26 protein-coding genes are annotated in these 20,000 nt (G+C 64.0%); 13 read left to right on the top strand and 13 right to left on the bottom strand.

Annotation, left to right across the window (positions count from 1 at the left end; genetic code table 11):
- The first annotated feature begins 18 nt into the window (after nucleotides 1-18).
- Genes SJY11_RS24200 through SJY11_RS24175 form a run of 6 tightly spaced genes read left to right on the top strand, consistent with a single transcriptional unit; the run spans nucleotide 19 to nucleotide 4,361 of the window.
- Nucleotides 19-1,188, top strand: coding sequence for a DUF3734 domain-containing protein (locus SJY11_RS24200; protein WP_376989455.1), 1,170 nt, complete (start codon nucleotides 19-21; stop codon nucleotides 1,186-1,188).
- Nucleotides 1,189-1,196: 8 nt separating this feature from the next.
- The gene (locus tag SJY11_RS24195) at nucleotides 1,197-1,574 is read left to right on the top strand and encodes a hypothetical protein (RefSeq protein WP_376989454.1); all 378 of its coding nucleotides are present in this window, start codon (nucleotides 1,197-1,199) and stop codon (nucleotides 1,572-1,574) included.
- The gene (locus SJY11_RS24190; protein ID WP_376989453.1) at nucleotides 1,571-2,632 is read left to right on the top strand and encodes a Rieske 2Fe-2S domain-containing protein; all 1,062 of its coding nucleotides are present in this window, start codon (nucleotides 1,571-1,573) and stop codon (nucleotides 2,630-2,632) included. Before SJY11_RS24195 ends, SJY11_RS24190 begins: the two co-directional genes overlap by 4 nt.
- The gene (locus SJY11_RS24185; protein WP_376989452.1) at nucleotides 2,632-3,423 is read left to right on the top strand and encodes a hypothetical protein; all 792 of its coding nucleotides are present in this window, start codon (nucleotides 2,632-2,634) and stop codon (nucleotides 3,421-3,423) included. The genes SJY11_RS24190 and SJY11_RS24185 overlap by 1 nt, the downstream gene beginning before the upstream one ends.
- Entirely contained in the window at nucleotides 3,423-3,626 is a 204-nt protein-coding gene (locus SJY11_RS24180) for a hypothetical protein (RefSeq protein ID WP_376989451.1), read from the top strand. Before SJY11_RS24185 ends, SJY11_RS24180 begins: the two co-directional genes overlap by 1 nt.
- Nucleotides 3,627-3,650: 24 nt before the next feature.
- Nucleotides 3,651-4,361 carry an SDR family NAD(P)-dependent oxidoreductase gene (locus SJY11_RS24175; protein ID WP_376989450.1) on the top strand — a complete coding sequence of 237 codons (711 nt, stop codon included), beginning with the start codon at nucleotides 3,651-3,653 and terminating at the stop codon, nucleotides 4,359-4,361.
- 11 nt (nucleotides 4,362-4,372) lie between these two features.
- Here the strand turns inward: SJY11_RS24175 and SJY11_RS24170 are convergent, their stop codons facing one another.
- Entirely contained in the window at nucleotides 4,373-4,930 is a 558-nt protein-coding gene (locus SJY11_RS24170) for a chlorite dismutase family protein (protein ID WP_376989449.1), read from the bottom strand.
- Between the two features lie 132 nt (nucleotides 4,931-5,062).
- On the opposite strand from SJY11_RS24170, the gene SJY11_RS24165 reads away from it, so the two are divergent.
- Nucleotides 5,063-5,293, top strand: coding sequence for a DUF2798 domain-containing protein (locus SJY11_RS24165; RefSeq protein ID WP_376989448.1), 231 nt, complete (start codon nucleotides 5,063-5,065; stop codon nucleotides 5,291-5,293).
- A gap of 10 nt (nucleotides 5,294-5,303) precedes the next feature.
- Here the strand turns inward: SJY11_RS24165 and SJY11_RS24160 are convergent, their stop codons facing one another.
- A complete protein-coding gene (locus SJY11_RS24160; protein ID WP_376989447.1) occupies nucleotides 5,304-5,915 on the bottom strand; it encodes a pyridoxamine 5'-phosphate oxidase family protein in 612 nt (203 codons plus the stop codon).
- A gap of 91 nt (nucleotides 5,916-6,006) precedes the next feature.
- Entirely contained in the window at nucleotides 6,007-6,558 is a 552-nt protein-coding gene (locus SJY11_RS24155) for a carboxymuconolactone decarboxylase family protein (protein WP_376989446.1), read from the bottom strand.
- 121 nt (nucleotides 6,559-6,679) lie between these two features.
- Here SJY11_RS24155 and SJY11_RS24150 point away from each other — a divergent pair, with 121 nt between their 5' ends.
- Nucleotides 6,680-7,582: a LysR family transcriptional regulator gene (locus SJY11_RS24150; RefSeq protein ID WP_376989445.1), complete on the top strand. Its 903-nt coding sequence runs from the start codon at nucleotides 6,680-6,682 to the stop codon at nucleotides 7,580-7,582.
- Between the two features lie 162 nt (nucleotides 7,583-7,744).
- Here SJY11_RS24150 and SJY11_RS24145 read toward each other — a convergent pair whose 3' ends face one another.
- From SJY11_RS24145 to SJY11_RS24135, 3 genes are all read right to left on the bottom strand, one after another.
- A complete protein-coding gene (locus SJY11_RS24145) occupies nucleotides 7,745-8,227 on the bottom strand; it encodes an RES family NAD+ phosphorylase (protein WP_376989444.1) in 483 nt (160 codons plus the stop codon).
- On the bottom strand, nucleotides 8,224-8,655 hold the full coding sequence (locus tag SJY11_RS24140) for an antitoxin Xre-like helix-turn-helix domain-containing protein (RefSeq protein WP_376989443.1): 432 nt from the start codon (nucleotides 8,653-8,655) through the stop codon (nucleotides 8,224-8,226). The genes SJY11_RS24145 and SJY11_RS24140 overlap by 4 nt, the downstream gene beginning before the upstream one ends.
- A gap of 134 nt (nucleotides 8,656-8,789) precedes the next feature.
- Nucleotides 8,790-9,992 (bottom strand): RHE_PE00001 family protein, encoded by a 1,203-nt coding sequence (locus SJY11_RS24135; protein ID WP_376989442.1) that lies wholly within the window; start codon nucleotides 9,990-9,992, stop codon nucleotides 8,790-8,792.
- Nucleotides 9,993-10,181: 189 nt separating this feature from the next.
- Here SJY11_RS24135 and SJY11_RS24130 point away from each other — a divergent pair, with 189 nt between their 5' ends.
- The 3 genes from SJY11_RS24130 to SJY11_RS24120 are packed head-to-tail and all read left to right on the top strand — an operon-like array spanning nucleotide 10,182 to nucleotide 12,048.
- Nucleotides 10,182-10,439, top strand: coding sequence for a type II toxin-antitoxin system VapB family antitoxin (locus tag SJY11_RS24130; RefSeq protein WP_376989441.1), 258 nt, complete (start codon nucleotides 10,182-10,184; stop codon nucleotides 10,437-10,439).
- Nucleotides 10,436-10,852: a type II toxin-antitoxin system VapC family toxin gene (locus tag SJY11_RS24125; protein ID WP_376989438.1), complete on the top strand. Its 417-nt coding sequence runs from the start codon at nucleotides 10,436-10,438 to the stop codon at nucleotides 10,850-10,852. The genes SJY11_RS24130 and SJY11_RS24125 overlap by 4 nt, the downstream gene beginning before the upstream one ends.
- A gap of 32 nt (nucleotides 10,853-10,884) precedes the next feature.
- The gene (locus SJY11_RS24120) at nucleotides 10,885-12,048 is read left to right on the top strand and encodes a tyrosine-type recombinase/integrase (protein WP_376989437.1); all 1,164 of its coding nucleotides are present in this window, start codon (nucleotides 10,885-10,887) and stop codon (nucleotides 12,046-12,048) included.
- Nucleotides 12,049-12,139: 91 nt separating this feature from the next.
- Here SJY11_RS24120 and SJY11_RS24115 read toward each other — a convergent pair whose 3' ends face one another.
- The 3 genes from SJY11_RS24115 to SJY11_RS24105 form a co-directional block, all read right to left on the bottom strand.
- Nucleotides 12,140-12,607, bottom strand: coding sequence for a Ros/MucR family transcriptional regulator (locus SJY11_RS24115; protein ID WP_376989436.1), 468 nt, complete (start codon nucleotides 12,605-12,607; stop codon nucleotides 12,140-12,142).
- Between the two features lie 167 nt (nucleotides 12,608-12,774).
- Nucleotides 12,775-13,047 carry an HU family DNA-binding protein gene (locus SJY11_RS24110; protein ID WP_376989435.1) on the bottom strand — a complete coding sequence of 91 codons (273 nt, stop codon included), beginning with the start codon at nucleotides 13,045-13,047 and terminating at the stop codon, nucleotides 12,775-12,777.
- Nucleotides 13,048-13,182: 135 nt separating this feature from the next.
- Nucleotides 13,183-13,446: a WGR domain-containing protein gene (locus SJY11_RS24105; RefSeq protein WP_305682610.1), complete on the bottom strand. Its 264-nt coding sequence runs from the start codon at nucleotides 13,444-13,446 to the stop codon at nucleotides 13,183-13,185.
- 308 nt (nucleotides 13,447-13,754) lie between these two features.
- On the opposite strand from SJY11_RS24105, the gene SJY11_RS24100 reads away from it, so the two are divergent.
- Nucleotides 13,755-13,988, top strand: a complete 234-nt coding sequence (locus tag SJY11_RS24100) for a hypothetical protein (RefSeq protein WP_376989434.1) — start codon at nucleotides 13,755-13,757, stop codon at nucleotides 13,986-13,988.
- A gap of 128 nt (nucleotides 13,989-14,116) precedes the next feature.
- On the opposite strand, the gene repC is transcribed toward SJY11_RS24100, so the two are convergent.
- The 4 genes from repC to SJY11_RS24080 form a co-directional block, all read right to left on the bottom strand.
- On the bottom strand, nucleotides 14,117-15,346 hold the full coding sequence (gene repC, locus SJY11_RS24095) for a plasmid replication protein RepC (protein ID WP_376989433.1): 1,230 nt from the start codon (nucleotides 15,344-15,346) through the stop codon (nucleotides 14,117-14,119).
- 163 nt (nucleotides 15,347-15,509) lie between these two features.
- The gene (repB, locus tag SJY11_RS24090; protein WP_376989432.1) at nucleotides 15,510-16,499 is read right to left on the bottom strand and encodes a plasmid partitioning protein RepB; all 990 of its coding nucleotides are present in this window, start codon (nucleotides 16,497-16,499) and stop codon (nucleotides 15,510-15,512) included.
- Nucleotides 16,500-16,571: 72 nt separating this feature from the next.
- Complete coding sequence (gene repA / locus SJY11_RS24085; protein WP_376989431.1) at nucleotides 16,572-17,759, bottom strand: plasmid partitioning protein RepA; 1,188 nt, start codon at nucleotides 17,757-17,759, stop codon at nucleotides 16,572-16,574.
- A 324-nt stretch (nucleotides 17,760-18,083) separates the two neighbouring features.
- Entirely contained in the window at nucleotides 18,084-18,794 is a 711-nt protein-coding gene (locus tag SJY11_RS24080) for a LuxR family transcriptional regulator (RefSeq protein WP_376989430.1), read from the bottom strand.
- A gap of 213 nt (nucleotides 18,795-19,007) precedes the next feature.
- On the opposite strand from SJY11_RS24080, the gene SJY11_RS24075 reads away from it, so the two are divergent.
- On the top strand, nucleotides 19,008-19,643 hold the full coding sequence (locus SJY11_RS24075) for an acyl-homoserine-lactone synthase (protein WP_376989429.1): 636 nt from the start codon (nucleotides 19,008-19,010) through the stop codon (nucleotides 19,641-19,643).
- Nucleotides 19,644-20,000 lie beyond the last annotated feature (357 nt).

Raw genomic sequence — 20,000 nt, 5'->3', positions numbered from 1 at the left:
CACCGGAGTTCCATCGTCATGACGCAAGCGGTGCGGGCCAGACCGGCGGATTTCGACAAGAAGCTCGGGCTGGTGCTGCAGGGCGGCGGCGCGCTCGGGAGCTATCAGGCCGGAGTCTATGAGGCGCTGGCCGAGGGGGGCTATCATCCCGACTGGGTCGCGGGCATCTCGATCGGCGCGATCAACGCGGCCATCATCGCGGGCAATGCGCCCTCCGAGCGGATCGGCCGGCTGCGTGGCTTCTGGGAGACGATCACCGCGCCCGCGACCAGCTTTCCGTTCATGCCGTTCTCGGAAGCCGCGAGTCGGCGCTGGCACGCCACCAGCGCTCTGATGTTCGGGCAGTCGGGCTTCTTCGCCCCACGGCCGCTCACCGACTGGTTCGGCTCGCCCGTCAGCTTCTACGATACGAAGGCGCTGCGGAGTACGCTGGAGGCCTTCATCGATTTCGATCGCCTCAACTCCGGCGAAACCCGCTTCAGCGTCGGCGCGGCCAATGTCCGCAGCGGCGATTTCGCCTATTTCGACAGCCGCGAGATCAGGATTAGGCCGGAGCATGTCATGGCGAGCGGGGCGCTGCCGCCCGGTTTTCCGCCGGTCGAGATCGACGGCGAGCACTACTGGGATGGCGGCCTCGTCTCCAACACGCCGCTGCAATATGTTCTCGATTATGTGCCGCGCCGCAGCCGGCTGACCTTTCAGGTCGACGTCTTCAATGCAGAAGGCCCGCTTCCGGTCGATCTGGAGAGCGCCATCGAGCGCGAGAAGGACATCCGCTACTCCAGCCGGACGCGCACCGCGACCGACATGGCGCGCGTCATCCATGATGTGCGGCACAACATCAACAGCCTGATCGATCGCCTGCCCGAGGAGTTGCGCGCGAGCAAGGAAGCGCAGTTCCTCTACGAGTTCGGCTGCGTCACGCGAATGGACATCGTCAGGCTGAGCTATCGCCCCACCGAGCCGCAGGGCCAGTCGAAGGACTACGAGTTCAGCGCCGCGACCATGGAGGCGCGCTGGGCGCAGGGTCTGCTCGATGCGCGCGCGGCGCTGTCGGAAAGTCCCTGGCTCACGCCGATGCCCGACGAACTCGGCGCGCGGGTGTTCGACGGCGGCTGGGCGACCAATGGCCGGGCGCAGACGAGCCTGCTGGCGCAAAGCCGGCCGGCCGTGGCCGACGCGAGTTGAGGCGGTCGATGACGGGGGCCGCCATCACCGTCATGCTGGGTCAGGCCTGGCTTCTTGCCGGCCTGTGCATCGGCGTGGCCTTCCTGCTCTTCGGGATCGACAGGGTCGATGCCTCGGCGCGCGGCGCCTATGGCTTTCGGCCGTTGCTGCTGCCGGGGCTCGTCCTGCTCTGGCCGCTGGTGATCTGGCGCTGGCTTGATGCGCCGCAGGCTGAAACGCAGCCCTCGCTGAAGCGTCGCCACAAGCGCGCCCATGCCGCGATCTGGAGCGGGCTCGCGCTGGGGCTTATCGTGATTCTCGGCACGGCGCTGATGCTGCGGCAGCATGACGTCCCCGCATCCTCCTCGGTGCGGATCGGTCCCGCTCCATCCGGGCTTGGCGAATGAGCGTCACCTATCGCCCCGTCGGCTGGACGCGCAGCAAGATCGTCTACGATGCGGTCCTGCTCGCAGGCGTCGCCCTTTATCTGATCGCCTTCATGCGGTTTGCGCCGCGCACGCGACTGCCCGGCACGCTGCTCGACGACCAGTCGCTGGCGATCCGCGCCTATGGCACCTGCGCCTTTCTCCTGTTGACGCTCGTTTTGATGATCGGGCCGCTCGCCCGGCTCGACGCCCGCTTCCTGCCGCTGCTCTACAACCGGCGGCATTTCGGCGTCATCACCTGCGCCGTGGCGGCCAGCCACCTGATCGCGGTGCTTGACTGGTATTTCGCCTACAGCCCGCTTTCGCCCTGGGTCGCGCTGTTTGCGACCGACGCGGCCTATGGCGATCTGCGCGGCTTCCCCTTCATTCCGCTGGGTCTGGCGGCTTTCGTCATTCTGCTTGTGCTGGCCGCGACCAGCCATGATTTCTGGCTGAACTTCCTGACCCCGCCGGTCTGGAAGTCGATCCATATGTCCATCTACGCGGCCTATGCGCTGGTGGTGGCCCATGTCGCCTTCGGCGCGCTGCAGGACGCGCGCAATGCCGGCCTGCCTGCGCTGGTCATCGGCGGCGCCGGCGCGCTGCTGGCGCTGCATCTGAGCGCGGCATGGCGGGAGTGCAAGCGTGACCGGGTAGCACCGGCATCGGACGCCGAGCCTGACTGTATTGTGGCCGGCATGATCGGCGACGTCCCGGCCGGGCGCGGCCTGGTCGTCCCGCTCGCGGACGGCTCCTCGGTTGCGATCTTCCGCGAGAACGACGCGCTCTCGGCGATCAGCAATCTCTGTGCCCATCAGAATGGCCCTCTCGGCGAGGGCCGGCTGCGCGATGGCTGCGTCGTCTGCCCCTGGCATGGCTACGAATACCGCCTGCGTGACGGCTGCGCGCCGGCTCCGTTCACCGAGCGCGTCGCGACCTATACGATCAGGCTCGATGGCCGCACGATCCTGCTCGATCCGCGTCCGAACCCGCTCGGAACGGCGACGCAACCGCTCGCCATCCCCGTGGAGACGCCGTGATGCGCGAGACCGGGCAGGACGAGTTCTTCATCGGCTGGAGCGGGAAGGCCGGCCCGCGCCTCGCCCGTTTTCTCGGCCTGGTGGCGGTGCTCTGCATCGCCGGCATGGCGCTGATCGGCTTCGGCCTCGGCAGCCAGGCCGACGACCCCGCCGCGGGCCTGCTCCGGCTCGGCGAGCGCGACGCCGCTGGTGGACCGGTCAGGCCCGACGACTGGGGCGGCGAGCAGATCCTGCGCGGCTATCTTTCGCGCATCGGCTACCCGGTTCTTCATCTTCCGCCCAGCGCGGTTCATCCGCGCGGGCGGGTGATGCTGCTGTCTGGCGACGGCAAGCGCGCGCCCGAATGGTCGGGCAAGGCCGGACCGGCCGAACTGCGCGGCAGCGTGCTACGTCGCGGCGCGATCGAGATGCTGGTCGTCGACGGGTCGGTCAGACCGCTGGATGACGCCGTCGGTCTCTCGCCCGCCGGGCGCGAGCCGCTGTGGCGCTGGCGCATCGCCGGCGAGATCTGCGACGGCAAATGCTATGCGGGCGCGATGCGCCCGGGCTCCGGCGTTGCGCACAAGGCCTGCGCCAATCTCTGCCTGATCGGCGACCTGCCGGCGATCCTGGTGACGAAGGATCCCGTCGCCGGCAGCCATTATCTGCTGCTGGCCGGCCCCGATGGCGGCCCGCCGCCGTCGGCGATCCGGGATGCGGTCGCCATCCCCGTCGAGCTGGAGGGCGAGGTCGAGCGGGTCGGCAATGTGCTTGTGCTGCGTCTCGACGCGCAACGGGTGAGGCGGCTGTGATGTCACGGCTGGCGCGCATGGCGGCGACCCTTCTCGCCTTCGCCTTCGCCTATGGCGTCTTTGTCGGCTCCGCGCCTGTCGCCGGCATGGTCGGCGTCGGCGAATTGCAACTGCTGGTCAGGCTCGGCCTCACCCTTGTCGCACTCGGGCTTGGCGATGCGCTCGCCGGCAGGCTGCTCGCCAGCGCCGCCCCTCATCCCTGAAACGAGACAGCGAATGGACCAGCCATGACCGATACATCCCCCATCGTGATCGTCACCGGCGCAGCCGGCAATGTCGGGCGGGCGCTGCTGACGACGCTAGCCGGGCGCGGCGACCGCATCATCGCGGTCGACCGACAGGCATCCGCGATGGACGACATCCTGAAGCCCTTCGGCGGACAGGACCGCCATCTCGTTTTGGCCGACCTTGACCTGTTCGATCCCGCCGCCTGCGAGGCGGCGGTCCAGGCGGGTCTCGCCCGCTACGGCCGGATCGACGGCGTCGCCCATACGGTCGGCGGCTTCGCCTCGGCTGGCGCGACCGAGGGCGGGCCAGAGCTCTGGGAGCAGATGTACCGGCTCAATGTCCTGACCACGCTCAACATGTTCCGCGCCGCGCTGGCGCCCATGCAGGCCTCAGGGCGCGGCAGCCTCGTCGCCATCGGCGCCGGCGCGGCGATCAAGGCGCCATCGGGCCTCTCAGCCTACGCCGCAGCCAAGAGCGCGGTGCATCGCCTAGTCGAAAGCTTTGCCGACGAAATGAAAGCCGTCGGCGTCCGAGTCAACGCGATCCTGCCGAGCATCATCGACACGCCGCAGAACCGCGCCGCCATGCCCGACGCCGATCACAAGGCCTGGGTGCAGCCGCGCGAGATCGCCGACGCCATCGCATTTCTGCTGGCGGAGGACGCCAGCGGCGTCACCGGCGCGTTCATTCCGGTCTCGGGCCGCGTCTGACCTTTAGCGGCTCAGGCGAGATGGTCCCGCTCGAGCCGCACATCGACCTCGCGCTCGACGTAGTCCCATTCGCGGGTCGCGCGCAGCCGCGCGAGCAATTCATCGAAAGCGGGCTCGTGCTCGGGCGCGAACTCGAACCAGGTCAGGAAGTCAAAGGGCTCGCCGAGATCGCGGCTGTGATGCAGCCGCCGCGCGACAGCGGGGAGATAGTCGAGGCCGATGCGGGTGTGCTGCGACGTCTCCTCGAAGATCGCGCGCCGCTCATCCTGCGCCAGTTCCCACCACGTGGCCGATTTCCGGATCGGGATCAGGGCCGCGCGGCTCGCCTGCGGCCTTTGCAGAGGCTCCTGACGTCGACGCAGGCTCACGACCTCGGCCTGGGTCGCATAGCGGACATTGCTGAGCGTTCCCAGAAGTCGCCAGCTTGCCACCGCCTCGTCCATGCCCGGCTCGACCAGGCGTAGGCTGAGCTTTTGCGCGGGGCCAAGGCTCTCGCCGAGATAGCCAGCGATCGAGCGGATACGCCATTCTCCGCTCGTGCCGGCGATGAAGGCATAGGTCGACGGCATGGCGGTCTCATTTTCGCTGGGCGGGGCGACATGGCCGGTCGAGGCAAGTCACATGCCGCCGGCCACGGATGGGCGCGGAAGCGGGCCGCTCCGGGACAATGGGTCACGGAACGCCGACTGGGATGCTGACGGATGCTCGGGATACCAAGGCGCTACAGCCACTATGTTTTCGGCATCCTGCAATCGGGCCTGACCTCGGCCATAGCGGCCGGCATCGCGCTGTTTCCGGGCGATGGCGGGCCGGGCCTGCTGCTGCGCTGGCTCGTATCCTGGCTTCTGGCCTGGTGCGTCATGCTGCCGGTCGTGATTTTCGCCGCGCCCTTCATCCGCCGACTGGCGGTGGCCTTGACCCGGGAGGACTGAGTGCGCGCCGTCAGCCCGCCCTTGCCCGCGCCAACTCCGCCTCCAGCGCCAGGATGCGTCCGTCCCGCTCCGCGAGAAGGTCGGCAACCTGCGACGCCGCGATCAGTTGCGGAATATGCTGCGGGCAATTCGCGTCCCAGGCTTCGATGCGAAACAGGATCGCCTGTTCGGGCGTGCCGGCATAGCCCTGCGGTCTCAGTCGCTCCAGCAGATCCGGGTCGTCATCGACGACCTCCGCCGTTCCCCAGATCTTGATGCGCTGGCGGCGGACATAGTCGATCAGGAAGAGATAGGCCTTCGGATTTTCCGACAGGTTGCCGAGGCTGACATATTGGCGGTTGCCGCGAAAATCGGCGAAGCCCAGCGTGTGCTCGTCGATGACGCGCAGGAAGCCGGCAGCCCCGCCACGATGCTGGATATAGGGCTGGCCGTCGGCGCTGGCCGTCGCGAGGAAAAAGCTGTCGCGCGCGTCGGCGAAGGCGGCCAGTTCTGGCGTCACCGTCGTCTGCCAGCCGCCGCGCTCCTCCATCTTGCGGTAGCCTCCGCGCGAGCCCTTTCGGGTCTGGATCGCCTTCACGGCCGGCGTGAAGGCGATGTCGCTCGATATCCTTTGATCTGTCATTGGAGTGTTCCCACGAACCGCCGTCCGGCCCGTTCAAGGCCGGGACGGCGTCGCCACGATGGTGATCGGATGGTTGGGGCTGCTTCGCGGCTCAGGAGACGAGCCGCAGATCGACCGCCGGGAAGTCGATCGCAGTGCCGGCCACCTCGTTGACGTAGTTCGTCAGCGTGTTCAGTGCGACATGAGCGACGATCTCGATGATCTCCCCATCATCGTATCCGGCGGCCCTGACGGCATGGACAGCGTCCGGCCCGACATGGCCGCGCTCGGTCACGATGGAGACGGCGAAGCGCACCGCGGCATCGGCCTTCGGTTCGTGAGACCGGCCATTCCGATTGCGGAGAATTTCGGCGTCGTCCAGCTTCGCGAGAGTCCTGCCGAGATAGCTGTGGGCGGCGAGGCAATAGCTGCAGCCGTTGACCTGCGCGACGGCGAGCGCGATCCGCTCCCGTGTTTTGGCGTCGAGCGCGCCTTTGCCCAGCGCGCCGTTGAGCCCGAGCTGGCCTTCCAGCGCGGCGGGTGAGTTGGAGACCACGCGAAACAAATTGGGAACCGAGCCAAGCTGCTTTTCGACAGCCGCCAGCAGCGGGCGCGCGGCTTCCGGCGCGGCTTCGATTGAGGATGGAGTATGGATGGCCGACATCGTCGTCTCCCTCGCGGCGCGCCGGGATGGCCGCCTCTTGAGCGAGACAATGACAATGTCGCCCGATGATGATAATCATCTAACTTAACACTTCATCATTGCGTCAGGCGGTGTAATCGCAATGGACCGTTTCGCCACCCTGTCGGCCTTCGTCAAAGTGGCGGAACTGCATGGCTTCGCTCCGGCCGCGCGTCGTCTCGGCCTGTCGCCATCGGCCGTGACGCAACTCGTGGCGGCACTCGAAGCTCACCTCGACGTGCGCCTGATGCAGCGCACCACGCGCTCCGTTACGCTCACCGACGAAGGCGAGCGCTATCTGCTGCAGGCGCGCCGCATCCTGACCGAGCTCGAGGAGGCCGATGCCTCGATGCAGGCGGCGCGCACGGCGCCGTCCGGCCGGCTGGTCGTGTCGGCCCCGCTTGCCTTCGGGCGATTCCATGTTGGCCCGCTCTTCTCGGCCTATCTGTCGCGGTTTCCTGCCGTGCAGGGCGAGCTTCTCCTCGGGGACCGCCTGGTCAACCTCGTCGACGAAGGCGTCGATGTCGCGGTCCGCATCGGTCATTTGGGCGATTCGAGCCTGAAGTCGCGGCGCGTCGGCGAGACCCGCCGCGTGCTCGTCGCCTCGCCGGACTATCTCGCCCGGAATGGCGAGCCCGTGACGCCGGCCGACATCGCCAGGCATCGCTGCATCCATTTCGCCGGCTTCAATTCCGCGCTGGAATGGGTCTTCGAGAAGGAGGGATCGCGGCTGCGGGTCGGGATCGTGCCGAGCTTCGTCACCAACGGCGCCGAAAGTGCGGTTCAGCACGCCATCGACGGCGGCGGGCTGACGCTGGTCCTGGCCTATCAGGCGGCCGCCGCGATCAGGGCGGGAGCGCTTCGCATCCTGCTCCCGAAGTTCGAACGCGAGCCCTCGCCGATCCAACTCGTCTACCCGAATGCACGCCTGCTCTCGGCGAAAGTCCGGGCCTTCATCGACATGGCCGCGAGCGAGACCAACTGGTCGTTTGTGGCGATTGCATAGGCGATCTTACAAGGGTGCGAAGCTTGTCGAGAATAGATGCAGGCAACGCGGCGATACCCCCCGTCACCGGTTCCACAAAACCGGACTGTCCGAAAGCATACATCTCCAACGTCAGGAATGGGCGACCTCCGGAAGCTTAGGCGACTGAGGTCTGGGCCGGCGTCACGATCCGAATAGCCGACGATCCCAGTAAACGGGCTCGTGCAGGCTCGCAGTTATGGTGCCGAATTCCGGATGGGTTGGATTGATCAACACGTTGCGGTCGAGTCTAGCCACCACGCTCGGCACGATTAGAATCGCGCTTCTGCGCTCCTGACACCATTGTTGACCGAATGTTTTGCTTGCTGCGGCAGGCATGCTGTCCCAACCCGGCAAGGATGGCGGCGAGAATATCTCGTAGGACAGCCCCTTTGGCAGCGTGATTTCGATGTGATGCTGGTTGGGCGGCAGGCGCCCGCTGCCATGGACGAGTTTTTCGAGCAGCGCCGTCGAGAAATGTTCGCTGCTGTAAATCAGTGGACTGCCAGGCGTATTCCATCGTCCGGGCGCAATCGTCGAGCCTGTTGCATCGAAGATTGAATAGGTGCCGTTTGGGTCGCCAATCCTGAAGCTGAATAGCGTGCGATCGAGACGCTGAGCCGTCACGCAGCGCTGCCGTACTTCAGGCTGCCAAGGATATCCATGACAAGTTCGGCCCCGATCTCGCTTTGAATGACGACGTCTATCGGGCGCTTGTCCTCCAGCATCGAATGGGATCGAAACAGAAATTCACGCGCCTCCGTTTCGGTCCGCCAGACATCGAGAGCCAGGCTCCAGACGCGTGCGACCCGAGCCAGACGGGTCCCTTCGTCCGACGACAGCCGGAGCGCTGTCTTTCGTCGCTCATAGGTGGCCTTGGGCACCAGACGATATTTGAACTGTGCGTCGCTTGGCGCCAGAAGAAGGGCCATTCGGTCTAGCGCTCCGACCGGTAATCCATCTTCGATCCGAGACATCAAGCCGAATGGCGAGCGTGCGGCGATCTCCCTTGCCGGGAGTCCAAGAATATCCGCGACAGATCCGAATGCGAGCATCGCCGCCTCCATTTCAATTGAGGCTCAATCTAACCTCATCTGAGGCTCAAGGCAAGCTGCGAGCGCGCCTGCCACTCTCGGCATGCTGATCGACCTACTCCGTGCAGTTTACCTGCGTCGGATGAAAGCCGAGCCTATAAGATTCCCCAGGCGCGATAGCGCTTCCGGCCGGTGAGTTCGCGCGGCAGGCTGCCGCCGAGCCCCTTTAGCATCGCCTCGACGGCCTGTGGTGTGACCTGCAGACGCGCGGCCGCCAGTTGCACCGTCACGAGCGGCGAGGCGACGAACAGATCGACCAGCTCGCCGAGCTTCGAATTCCCCCTTCTATTTTCACACCTCCGCAGCATCACAGTCCGTGCCAGAGACAGCCGATCAAGATCGGCCTGCCCGAACGCAGCCGCCTCGGTAAAGGCGTCAAGCAGCCCCTTAACCCGGAGGCTGAACGCCAAATGCGGGCTCCACCGGAACTTCCCCCGCCTCAGCCCCAGCCCGAGCGCCGGCAAATGCGCCGTGGCCAACCCCCGCTGCCGCAACAGGGTCGCAGCAAGCGCAAAGCCGAGCTCGCCGGCGCGGTCCGACGGCTCGAGCCACAGCCAGGCATCGAGCGCAAGCGCGGCGGCGAGGGTTGCCGGCAGTCCCCTGCCCTCCTCCAGGATCGCTTGCCAACGTGAAAGCCGCCCGGCCGCGTCATAGCCGGGATCGCGCAAAATCAGGTTTTTGCGACCTTCGTCGGAGGACAAATCGTTCCAGGCATCGAGCTTTTTTCGCGTGCGCGCCAGCAGCGCGTCAATTTCGGCAAAGGCCGGATCCCCGTGATCGTCCTCCTCCTTCCGGACGAGATCATCCTCATCGGCATGGTCGTCATCGTCCTCTTCAACGTCGATCCGGTCCCATGGCGCCGCAACCTTTCTCGCGGTCCCCGACGGGGTCGGCACCCTGTCCGGCCGATCTGGGTCCGGTGATCCCTCGATGCCGAGCCGCATTCGCAGGGCACTCTCGCTCAACCCCTCGGCCGGCTCGCGTCGGGCCAGGCGCCGTCGTTCGTCGAGCATGGCGGCGGCCCGGGCGATCTCGCGGGTCGGGCTGCGCACATCCATGCCGGCGTCGTGCAAGACGAGATCCTCGAGCGGACACATGCCGCCGGCAAGCCCGATCAAAGCCTGGGCTTCAAAGGCGTGGCCGCGCTCGCGAACCCCCTCAGCCAAAAACGGCTCGGCGCGGAGCAAACGCTCGTCGTAGCGGGCGAGCGCGATCGCCGCGGCCTCGGCGGCTGCGGCGCAGTCCGACACCAGGGCTTGGCGCTCGACGCGAGAGAGATCGTAGCGAATTGAATTCACACCCCGAAATCTATCCTACCCAATGCAAATAGCTACTTGCTTGTTTCACATCAACACCTGTCAGGGCTCGTCCATCACTATCGATAATTATCTCTTATCGATAGTGAGCCATCTCGGAGCAAATTCTTGCTGGCTGAGCCGCCATCGTGCTAGGTTTGACGCGTGACCACGCGATCGAAGGCGCCCAGAATGTCCGAACCACAGCTTTCCATTCGCAGCGCCAAAGCCAGGACGCTCGCACGCTCTCTTTCGCGACGCACGGGACTGTCGATGAACCGCCTCGTCGAGCAGGCGCTCGAGCGCTACGATCGCGAACTGCGCGCAGGCGCCCCCGCCGCTGCCATCGATATCGTTTGGGATCTGGCCGCCGCGGGACGGATCGGTGTCACTGCGGGCGCAAGTTCCGCCCATGACGATCTCTACGACGAGCATGGCCTGCCGCGGTGATCGCGCTCGATACCTCCGTCATTCTGGCCATCGCTCTCGACGAACCCGAGGCCGACGCCTTCAAGGCCCTGTTACGCCATCAGCCTTTGCTGATCGGCTGGCCGACCCTGTTCGAGACGCGGGTGGTTTTGGCCGCGAAGGGGTTCGCGAATGCAGCCGAGATCGTCGCGCGCCTCGCCGAGGCCCCCAACGTCACCGCCCTGCCCTTCGAGGCCAAGCATTACCAAGGGGCCGAGATCGCCTATCAGCGCTACGGCAAGGGGCGCCACCCCGCCGGGCTTAACATGGGCGATTGCTTTTCCTATGCGGTGGCGGTCACGGCCAAAGCGCCGATGCTGTTCAAGGGCAACGACTTCGGGCAAACCGATCTCATCTGCCATCCCGGCTCCATCGTCCCCGAACGCCATACATGACGGATTCGCGCGCCGATCGGACAGAATTCCCCATGACCGACATCGTCACTCTCGGCGGCTTTGAGAACCGCCGCGCCCTTCAGCTCGACGCGCTGGCCGGCATTTTGCCGATGGAGCGTCGCGACAAACTCACGACCATCCTGACCGACGACGATGTCGAGACCCTGCGCCACCTCGCCCGCGAGGGAATGGGCGAGAATTCGCTGCGAGCGCTCGCCTCCGATCTGGCCTATCTCGAGGCTTGGTCCATCGCAGCGACGGGCTCACCCCTGCCCTGGCCGGCACCTGAGGGTTTAGTGCTGAAATTCGTCGCCCATCACCTCTGGGATCCGGCGCGTCGCGCGGAGGACGCCGCCCATGGCATGCCGCCCGACGTCGAGGCTTCCCTGCGCGCCGGCGATCATCTGCGCAGCGACGGGCCCCATGCGAGCTCCACCGTCAAACGGCGCCTTGCTCACTGGGCGACGCTGCATCGTTGGAAGGGGCTTGAGAGCCCACTCGGCACGCCGGCGATCCGCACCAGCGTGCGCCTGGCGATCAGGGCCAGCGCAAAACCGCGCCGGCGCAAGAGCAAGCGCGCTGTGACGCGCGACATTCTGGACCGGCTGATCGCGACCTGCCAGAGCGACCGTCTTGCCGACACCCGCGATCTCGCCATCCTGCTCGTCGCTTTCGCGTCGGGCGGGCGCCGGCGCAGTGAGGTGGCGCGCCTGCGGCTCGAGCAGCTGAGCGAGGAAGGCGATGTGCCGCTCGATCCCGATGATCCCGTCTCGCCTCGCCTGCCCTGCCTGGCGATCGCGCTCGGCCGAACCAAGACAACACAATCCGACGAAGATGCGCGCGTGCTGCTGATCGGCGCACCGGTCGCGGCCCTGCGCGAGTGGATCGAGCGGGCCAACATCAAGAAGGGGGCGGTGTTTCGGGCGATCGACCGCTGGGAGGCGATCGACGGCCGGGTGCTGACGCCCCAGGCGGTCAATCTGATCCTGAAGCGCCGCTGCGTCCTGGCCGGGCTCGATCCGGTCGAGTTTTCGGCTCACGGCCTCAGGTCAGGCTACCTGACCGAGGCAGCCCGGAACGGCGTCGCACTGCCCGCGGCGATGCGCCAGTCGCAGCACCGGTCGGTTCAGCAGGCATCGCGGTACTATAACGACGCCGATCAGGCGCTGGGAAAGGCTGCAAGGCTGGCGATCTGAGGCGCCACCCCTTCGCAAACGGCGGCGACCGGCTAACAGATGAGCGCTGGGCCTGGAGCCCCTCTCCTGCAGCCGATCGTTGCGGAGAGGATCAGGCCGATGCTTTGGCTCGCGCCGTTTTCGCGCGAGGTGCCGGCTTCGGCGCGGAGCCGACCGCAGCCTTGCGGCCCAGCCCCATCGACTTGGCGAGCGCGGAGCGCGCTTCGGCATAGGCGGGAGCGACCATCGGGTAGTCCGCAGGCAGGCCCCACTTTACGCGATACTGTTCAGGCGACAGACCATAGGAGGTGTTGAGGTGACGCTTCAGAGATTTGAACTTCTTGCCGTCTTCCAGGCAGATGATCGCATCCGGCGTGACCGACTTCCGAATCGGGACGGCTGGAATAAGAGCGGCAGCAGGAGCAGGAGCCCCCTCCGAGCCAAGCCCCGCAAGCGCCGAATAGGTGCTCGCGATCAAGCCGACGAGGTCGGCCGGCTGAACGTTATTGTTCGAGACATAGGCAGAAACAATCGAGGTCGTTAGCTCAAGAAGCTCGGCATTGTTGTCGATTTCGGGCATTGTTCTCTCCAAGGCCGCCGGAGTGTTCTGGGATATTTCCTCGAACTCCGGGATATCTATAACACCGACCAAGGTCTACCTAAATTGGGCGTGCAAGACGCGATAGCCGTGCAGAACCGGAGCGATGATCGCATCCGATTCGGCACCTCACCTGTGTCGAAATCAGATCAGGCGACGCTGTCGGCCAGATCCTTGGCAACCTTGAACTTGACGACGGTCTTTGCGGGCACGTCGATCATCGCGCCGGTCGAGGGATTGCGCGCCTCGCGCGCATCACGCTTGGCGACCGTGAGCTTGCCGATACCACCGAGCGTGACGTCGCCACCTTCCTTCAGGGTCTTCGCTGCGACTTCGGCGAGGGACGCCAACACGGCGGCGACATCAGCCTTGGTCTTGCCGGTGCCTTCGGCAACCGCTACAATGAGTTCGTTCTTGGTCATTGAAAATCTCGCTGATTCAGGGGAAATCGCGCCCCTAATATCTGAAACTGTCCAGAGGGCAAGCATTCACGCGATTATGCCGGATCGCAATCGACGGTCCCTACCCCTCGCAGTCCTATTCCGCATAGGCCGCAATCAGCGAAGTCGGTAGCCTCGCGCCACCTTACGCGTCAGCCAAACGTCGAGCGATTCAGCGGCCGCAGCATGATCGGCGTGAAGATCGAGGCGACGCCGCCCATTGGCTCCGATGCGCCCCCATTCGCGGATCAAAGCCGTGTCGCCAAACAACGTTGGTTCGATCGCCAGCACATAGAAGCGCGCCATGTTGCAGCCCTCGTCCCGGCGCTCCAGCACCAGCATCTGCAGTTTACCCGTGGTGGTCTCGCGCGCGACATCCATGCACGAAATCTCGCGCGCCGTGACAGGATCGGTCCAACGCAAAGCCTGAATCGATCAGCCCGCATTGATTCAGGTTGGTGATACGTCACCCACATCGGCGCCGAGCCTGTGACGCTCTCGTCAGTGCATTCGGCTTCGGCGATATCCCTGAAGGTTCTCGTGCGAGATGCCCAAGCTACCTCTTGCTACCAAGTCCGCGCCACTCTTACCAAAGCTGCGGGACGGCAGGCTGTGAAACAGTCTATCCTCGTCGCGGTGGCGGCCGCACCCGCCGCGCGCGATCACTGCAATATCTCGAAGGCTCCCGAATGAATGAAAAGTCAAAGCAGCGTATCGATGCCGATAACGCGTTTCTGAGGACGCAGACGCAATCGATGGTGCGCGACCGCATCCTGTCCGAAAGCGATACGATCGCCCAGACCAGAGACGCCAACACCGCCCGGCTAAGAGAATTGCGCCTGCAGAAAGAGACGCAAGCGCGCGAGGCTGCAGCGGCAATCCCGTCCAAGCCCAATCCTGGAAAACGCCCAAAGCACGACTGAAACGACGCTATCGGCCTACTCGCCGTCGAACCGAGATCCTTTTCCCGAGACAGCCTTTTCAGCGAGAACCCCTCTCCAAGCGAGGCAGGCCCGCCAGCACGCAAGGCCGAACAGCCTGATCCACACCGTCACGCTCGCTTCTTGTCGCGCTTGCGGCTGCCGATCAGTGCCATCAGCATTGGCCCGAGCGAGAATTCCCCGGCCTCGGCCCTTCGCGTCAGCCCTCGCAGATAGCCGCCAGCGCTGCTGATCGCCTCACCGCGCTGCAGAATAGCCGCCACGACGATCGAAGCCTGAACTTCGCCCATGATGCCCGCGGCCTCGTTCCAGGCACTCGGGCTGATGCCCAACATCGGTCGCACCACCGCGGCCGTTGCCAGGAAGTCTCGCCAGTTCGAGATCCTGCCCCTGGAATAGTCGAGCAGGTCAGGACAGGCGTCTAAAACCATCCCAAGAGGGAACGCCCCCTCCGGCATCCGCTTCGGTTCAAGCACAAGCTCCAACCCGCCGCCCCTGCTTTCTGGAAAGCGAGGTTCAAGATCAGAAAGGGAGTCTGGATTTGAATTCTGTATGTGACGCTCATTCTGAGACTCATTGCTGCTCATATTTTGAGTTTTAATATGAGTTTCCAGCAGGTTGAGGATCTCGTCGGCAAGCAGCGAGAGTTCCTCAGCAATCGGTTCCAGTGCCAGGCGCGATGGACTGCGCGGAATCCGCGCCATGATGCCTCGATAAAGGCCGTGGATCTCAGCCCAGTCGGCCGGGCCGCGCCCGGCTTGCTGTGTGGTGACGCTCTCTTCGAGACCCGTCGCGATCATCTTGGCGATGTCGCGCCGGCAGATCGTGATGCGCTCTTTGACCAGGCGCAAAGCCCGTGCTTCCGCCTCGACCTCGTCCGCCAGCGCTTCGAATTCTTCCGCCCGCACCACGAGCGGGGCCAGGTCGAAGCCGAAGGCGAACTCGATCTCCCCTCCCCTGCCCTTGCGGGCGTAGCGCTTGCCGTTGGGGCTGTCGCGCCGGACGATCAGCCCTGCGTCGACCAGAGCCGCCAAATGGCGCCTGAGCGTCGCCATCGGCATGCCATGCGCCCGCAACCCGAGCTGGTGGTTCGAGGGAAAGACGATCAATCCGTCGCCTGTCAGGACGGTCTCCGGGTGGAAGGACAGCAGCGCATCCAGGACAGCCAAGGCGCGCTCAGGTACGCCGAGCGCGTTCTTGGCCGTGCAGATCGCTCGGAAGATATTCCACTTGTGGACCGCTTTTTCAGGCGGTCGCGTTTTCGCGCTCGCCTGGCTTGCCACATGGGCAAGCGTCAGCGATCGCCGCCCAAAAGGCGTCGTCGAGAGTCGTGGTTCCATGATCCTTGCCTCGTTTAGGGCAAAGGAAATCGGCTCGCCGAAACGGCGCTGAATCTCACAAGAGACTCTTGACGGTGATTCGTGGAAGTGCGATTCTGTGTTTGCTTAGGACACAGAGAAGGGCTTCCGGAACGTCGTTTCGGGGGCCTTTTTCTTTTGCGGGCTAATCTCCGTTTGTGGTTGCACCCGCCCGACGCCTGAAATCATCGTACAGACGATCCAGATTATCGGACAAATAACGGCCGAACGCTTTGGCATCCGGTCCTTTGGCCTTGATGGCCAAAGTGAATTTCCGCCCCTCCGCCAGCATCTCCGCCGCGACGGCTCCGTCGTGCGGTGCCCAACTTTGCCTGTGGGGCTCGCTGCGGCTGCGGCTCTGTTTCGTCTTCAGGCGGCGTTCGACCGCAGCGAAGCGCTCTTCGGTGGGCAGTTCAGCAAAGCCTTCGCCTTCGATCACGGCGATAGCCGCATCGTAATGCGATGGGCGTTCGAGCAGGAGCTTCAACTCATACCAGCGATCGCGGCCGATGCCCTTCGCTGGTCCGATTGCCCGCAGCACCTTCTCTGGAAGGCCCGCGACGGCGAGCATCTTCGAAAGGGTCGACCGGTCCAGGGCAAGAGCGGTCATGACGATGGCGTTGTCATCGTCATAACGCAGCTTCGCCAATTCGGAGGCATACAACGCCTTCTCGATGAAGGAGAGATTCGCGCGGGCCGAATTCTCCTGACCCTGGGCAACGACATGTTCCCGGTCCTTCATCTCCTTGATGACGGCCCGGACCTTGCGGCCCAGCAGCTTGGCTACTTTCAGGCGACGATGGCCGAAGACCACCATATAGCGCTCGCTCGAAGCCGGGTGAGGGCGCACCAAAATCGGGCTGTCCTGTCCGCGCGCGCGGATAGCTTCCAGGATCTCGTTAAAATCCTGCTCGTTCTCCTCGAGACGATCTTTGATGAAGGAGGGATCGACGCTATCGGGATCGAGTTCGACTATGGGCTCGCCTTCCATGAGCCTGTCGGCGCGTGCCGTGATCTCGTTAAGAGAATTCAGGAAGGATTTCGACGCACCCTTGACCGCATAGTCGAGCGCGGGCTGCTCCTCGGAAGGAATATCCTTGACCAGCAAATTTGCGAATGGATTTTTACGAGCCACTCCGCAGCCTCCTCATCGGGCGCATGCCGTTGAAATAGAAGCCGTTTTCAACCGTTTTTACGGCGGTCAACATTACAGCCGCCCCCATGCCTGATGAATGAGCCCTTGCACTTCGAAATTGACCGCATCCATGCACTCGATCGCGCGGTCATATGTCCCACGCGTGAAGTTCGCGCGCTCCACCTCATAGAGCGTCTGCTTCGTCAAACCGGCATCCGAGATCGCGGTCGACTTCACCATCTGGGCCTTCAGCATTTCCGCCGCGAGCATGCTCTGCATGAGGCCGAGCATCTCAACCTGCGGCACGTCCGTCGGCTCGAAGCGGGTGATGAGATAGCGCAGCCAGTCCATGCGAACCTCGGCGCCGGCGTCTTTGATGGTCTTGGCGATATTCCCGAGCATCAGCAGGAACTGGCTCATGGACATGAGGTCCAGCATCTGCGGATGAACAGTGATGAGCACAGATGTCGCGGCGATTAGCGCTGTCAGCGTCAGGTAGCCGAGCTGGGGCGGGCAATCGACGACGACGACATCATAGGAAGAATCGACCTCCTTGAGCGCATTGCCGAAGCGCGTGAAGAAGCGCTTGCCCTCCGCAGAATTCTGCATCGCCAAGGGCGTGTCGTATTCGTATTCCTGAAGCTCAAGGTTTGCAGGAATAACATCCAGTGACGGAAAATTTGTCGGCAGGATAACGTCCCGAATGGACTTGCGCTGATCGTCGTAGCGGATCGCGTCATAAAGCGACGGGTTCTTGTCGAGCTCCGGCTGAAATCCATACAACGCCGACAATGAAGCCTGCGGATCGAGATCGACGGCGAGGACCCTATGCCCAGTCAGGGCGAGGTGCTGCGCCAGATGCGCCGCCGTAGTGGTCTTGCCTGAGCCGCCCTTGAAGTTGACGACAGCAATGACCTGCAACTTCTCACCCGGCTTACGGTGAGGGACGTACTTTTTGACTTCAGACCGGCCGTTCTTGTCGAGATAATGCCGCAGCTCGAGCATTTGTTCAGCGGTATAGAAGCGACGCCCCCCAGCCCCAGTCGAAGGCTCCGGCCCCTTGCCTTCGAGGTGAAGGCGCTTGAGATTGTTGGGACTGACGCCGAGATAGTGGGCGACCTCCGCCATGGGGAAACGCCTCAGCGTCTTCTGGGCGTTGGGCGGAAATTTCTCCAGACGAAGTTGATTAAGCTTGCGCGATATCTCTGCGCCCTGCTGGAGAATTTTATCATCAAACTCGAACGGAGCGAGAGCGTTCATATTTCGGATGCCAGACCAAATAGCGCCAATTCGGCATCTTTTGCCGATTTGGCGCCAGTATGTCCGATTCTCTCGCTCGCACAACAAAAATGAGGTTAACAGAATCTTAACGCACCAGCCTGCGCGGCAGCGCGAACGCAAACTATCTTTTGAGTTCCTTTAGCAAAATCAGCATACTAGGAGCAGGCTGATGCGCCTTTGTGCTCCAGTAGCCCGCTATGAAAAGCCGTTGATCCCCAAGCCGCAGACGTGAGCTTTTCCGAAAACATTTCCGACTCAGTCGCTGATAGCCCCCAGATCCGCAGCCCAGCGGCATAGCGCGTTTCATGATATCGTCTTTCCGCGAAGAGCAATCGCGACGGCTTGCGGCAGCGTATCAGCGCCGAGGCTCGCCCGCGCATTATCGAGATGAAACTTCACCGCCCGCGGCGTGATCCCCATGATCATGGCGGTCGCCTCCATGGATTTCCCCCGAGCAACCCATGTCAGGCATTCCCGCTCGCGCTGGGTCAATGGCACAGCGTCGTTGGGCGGAGACCGCAGCCCCAATTTGGCATCGGCGTGGGCGTGGAATGTCAGCCCGATCAGTTGAAGGATATCGTTCGCTTCAGTGACCATCCTTCCGTGTGCCGAGCTGACCTCGTCGACCGCAAAGGTGAAGGCAGCGAACCGATTGAACCCGCCGGCGATCGCGACCGAGACGCCATGGCGAATTCCAAACTCGTCTGCGTCGTCGAAAAGCCGCTTCTGGGCTCGCAGCGGAAACTGATGCGCGGCTTCGCGAGTCCACTGCAATATAGAGCGCCCGCTTCGCGCGAAGGCGACCACCGGATCGACGTTCTGATAGCCTTCCGCAAAATAATGCTCGCTCCATCGTTTGGGATAGGACGAGATCAAAACCGGATCGGCTTCGCCGAAGCCGAGATAGGCAAAATACCGGAACCCCATGCTCTCGGCGACGCGCTGGCCGACGCGCCCGAACTCCGCTTCCGCCGACGACGAATGCAGACCATCGACGAGCTCCTGATAGGCCATTTCTACTGATTTCATTGGGTACCCTTGCATGCGGCGCCTTGCTTCACGCGCCTGATGATCCTCTTGCGATCGATGCAAACGGCCTTTGCCGCGAAGATGTGGCGATTGCGCGGCACAACCTTAGAGAGAACCCACCCTGTCAGATCCGACAGGTTCGATGAACTGCCGCCTCTGATTGATTGGCTTCCAGATCAACGCGATTCGGAGGTGGCCATGCAGGTCGTCGAATTGAGCCGCGCCGGATATGGCGCCAACATCTCCCTGATGATGGGCATGCATCGCTTGCGCCGAAAGGTGTTCAAGGACCGGCTCGACTGGTCAGTCGCTACCACGGGCGATCTGGAGATGGATCGCTTCGACACGCTGGATGCGACCTACCTCGTTGTTGCCGATCGCGGCACGGTGCTCGGTTGTGTGCGGCTGCTCCCGACGACTGGGCCGAACATGCTGGCGGACACATTTCCGGAGCTTCTGGACGGCGGAGACGCCCCAAATTCCGATCTGATCGCGGAAAGCTCGCGCTTCTGCGTTGATACCGAGCTGACTGACGCTACGACGGATGGAGGCTTGCGGCGGGCAACGTTTATGCTGTTCGCCGCCATGCTCGAATGGGGGGAGGCGAGGGGAATCGCTTCCATCGCAACAGTCACCGATCTGCGTATGGAGCGGATTCTGCGCCGGGCTGGGTGGGCGCTTGAGCGCCTCGGCAAGCCACGGCGCATTGGATCAACCGTCGCCGTAGCAGGATTGATGCCGATCGAGGATGGCGTGATCGGTGCGATCCGACACAATGGCGGCTTGGCGTCACCGGTTCTGCCGGTCGACACGCCGCTGCCGCTGGCCGCGTGACGGCGCCGCTCATGATCAGGACCACGTTTCTTGCCGCCGGACTTATCGGCCTCTCGGCCGGCGCTGCCAGCGCCGACGATTGGGGCTGCACCGTCCTGCTTTGCCTCGCCAATCCAGGCGGGCCGACCCAATACGCGGCCTGCGTTCCGCCTGTGACCCGGCTCTGGTCGCATCTAAAGCGGGGAGGGGCCTTTCCGACCTGCTCGGCCGCAGGCCAGAGCACCTCGCCGGTTGGGTACGACCCTTACGAGCCATGCCAGGATGGATATGTCCTGCGGGAGCTTGGGCGCGATGGCGCGCCGCAGCCGGCCTGCGTCTCGAGCAAGCCAGTTCGCGACTGCAACCGCGCGGACGAAA

This window comes from Allobosea sp. R86505 (assembly GCF_042466375.1).
Taxonomy (GTDB): Bacteria; Pseudomonadota; Alphaproteobacteria; order Rhizobiales; family Beijerinckiaceae; genus Allobosea.
This window is presented reverse-complemented; position numbering and strand designations above follow the sequence as displayed.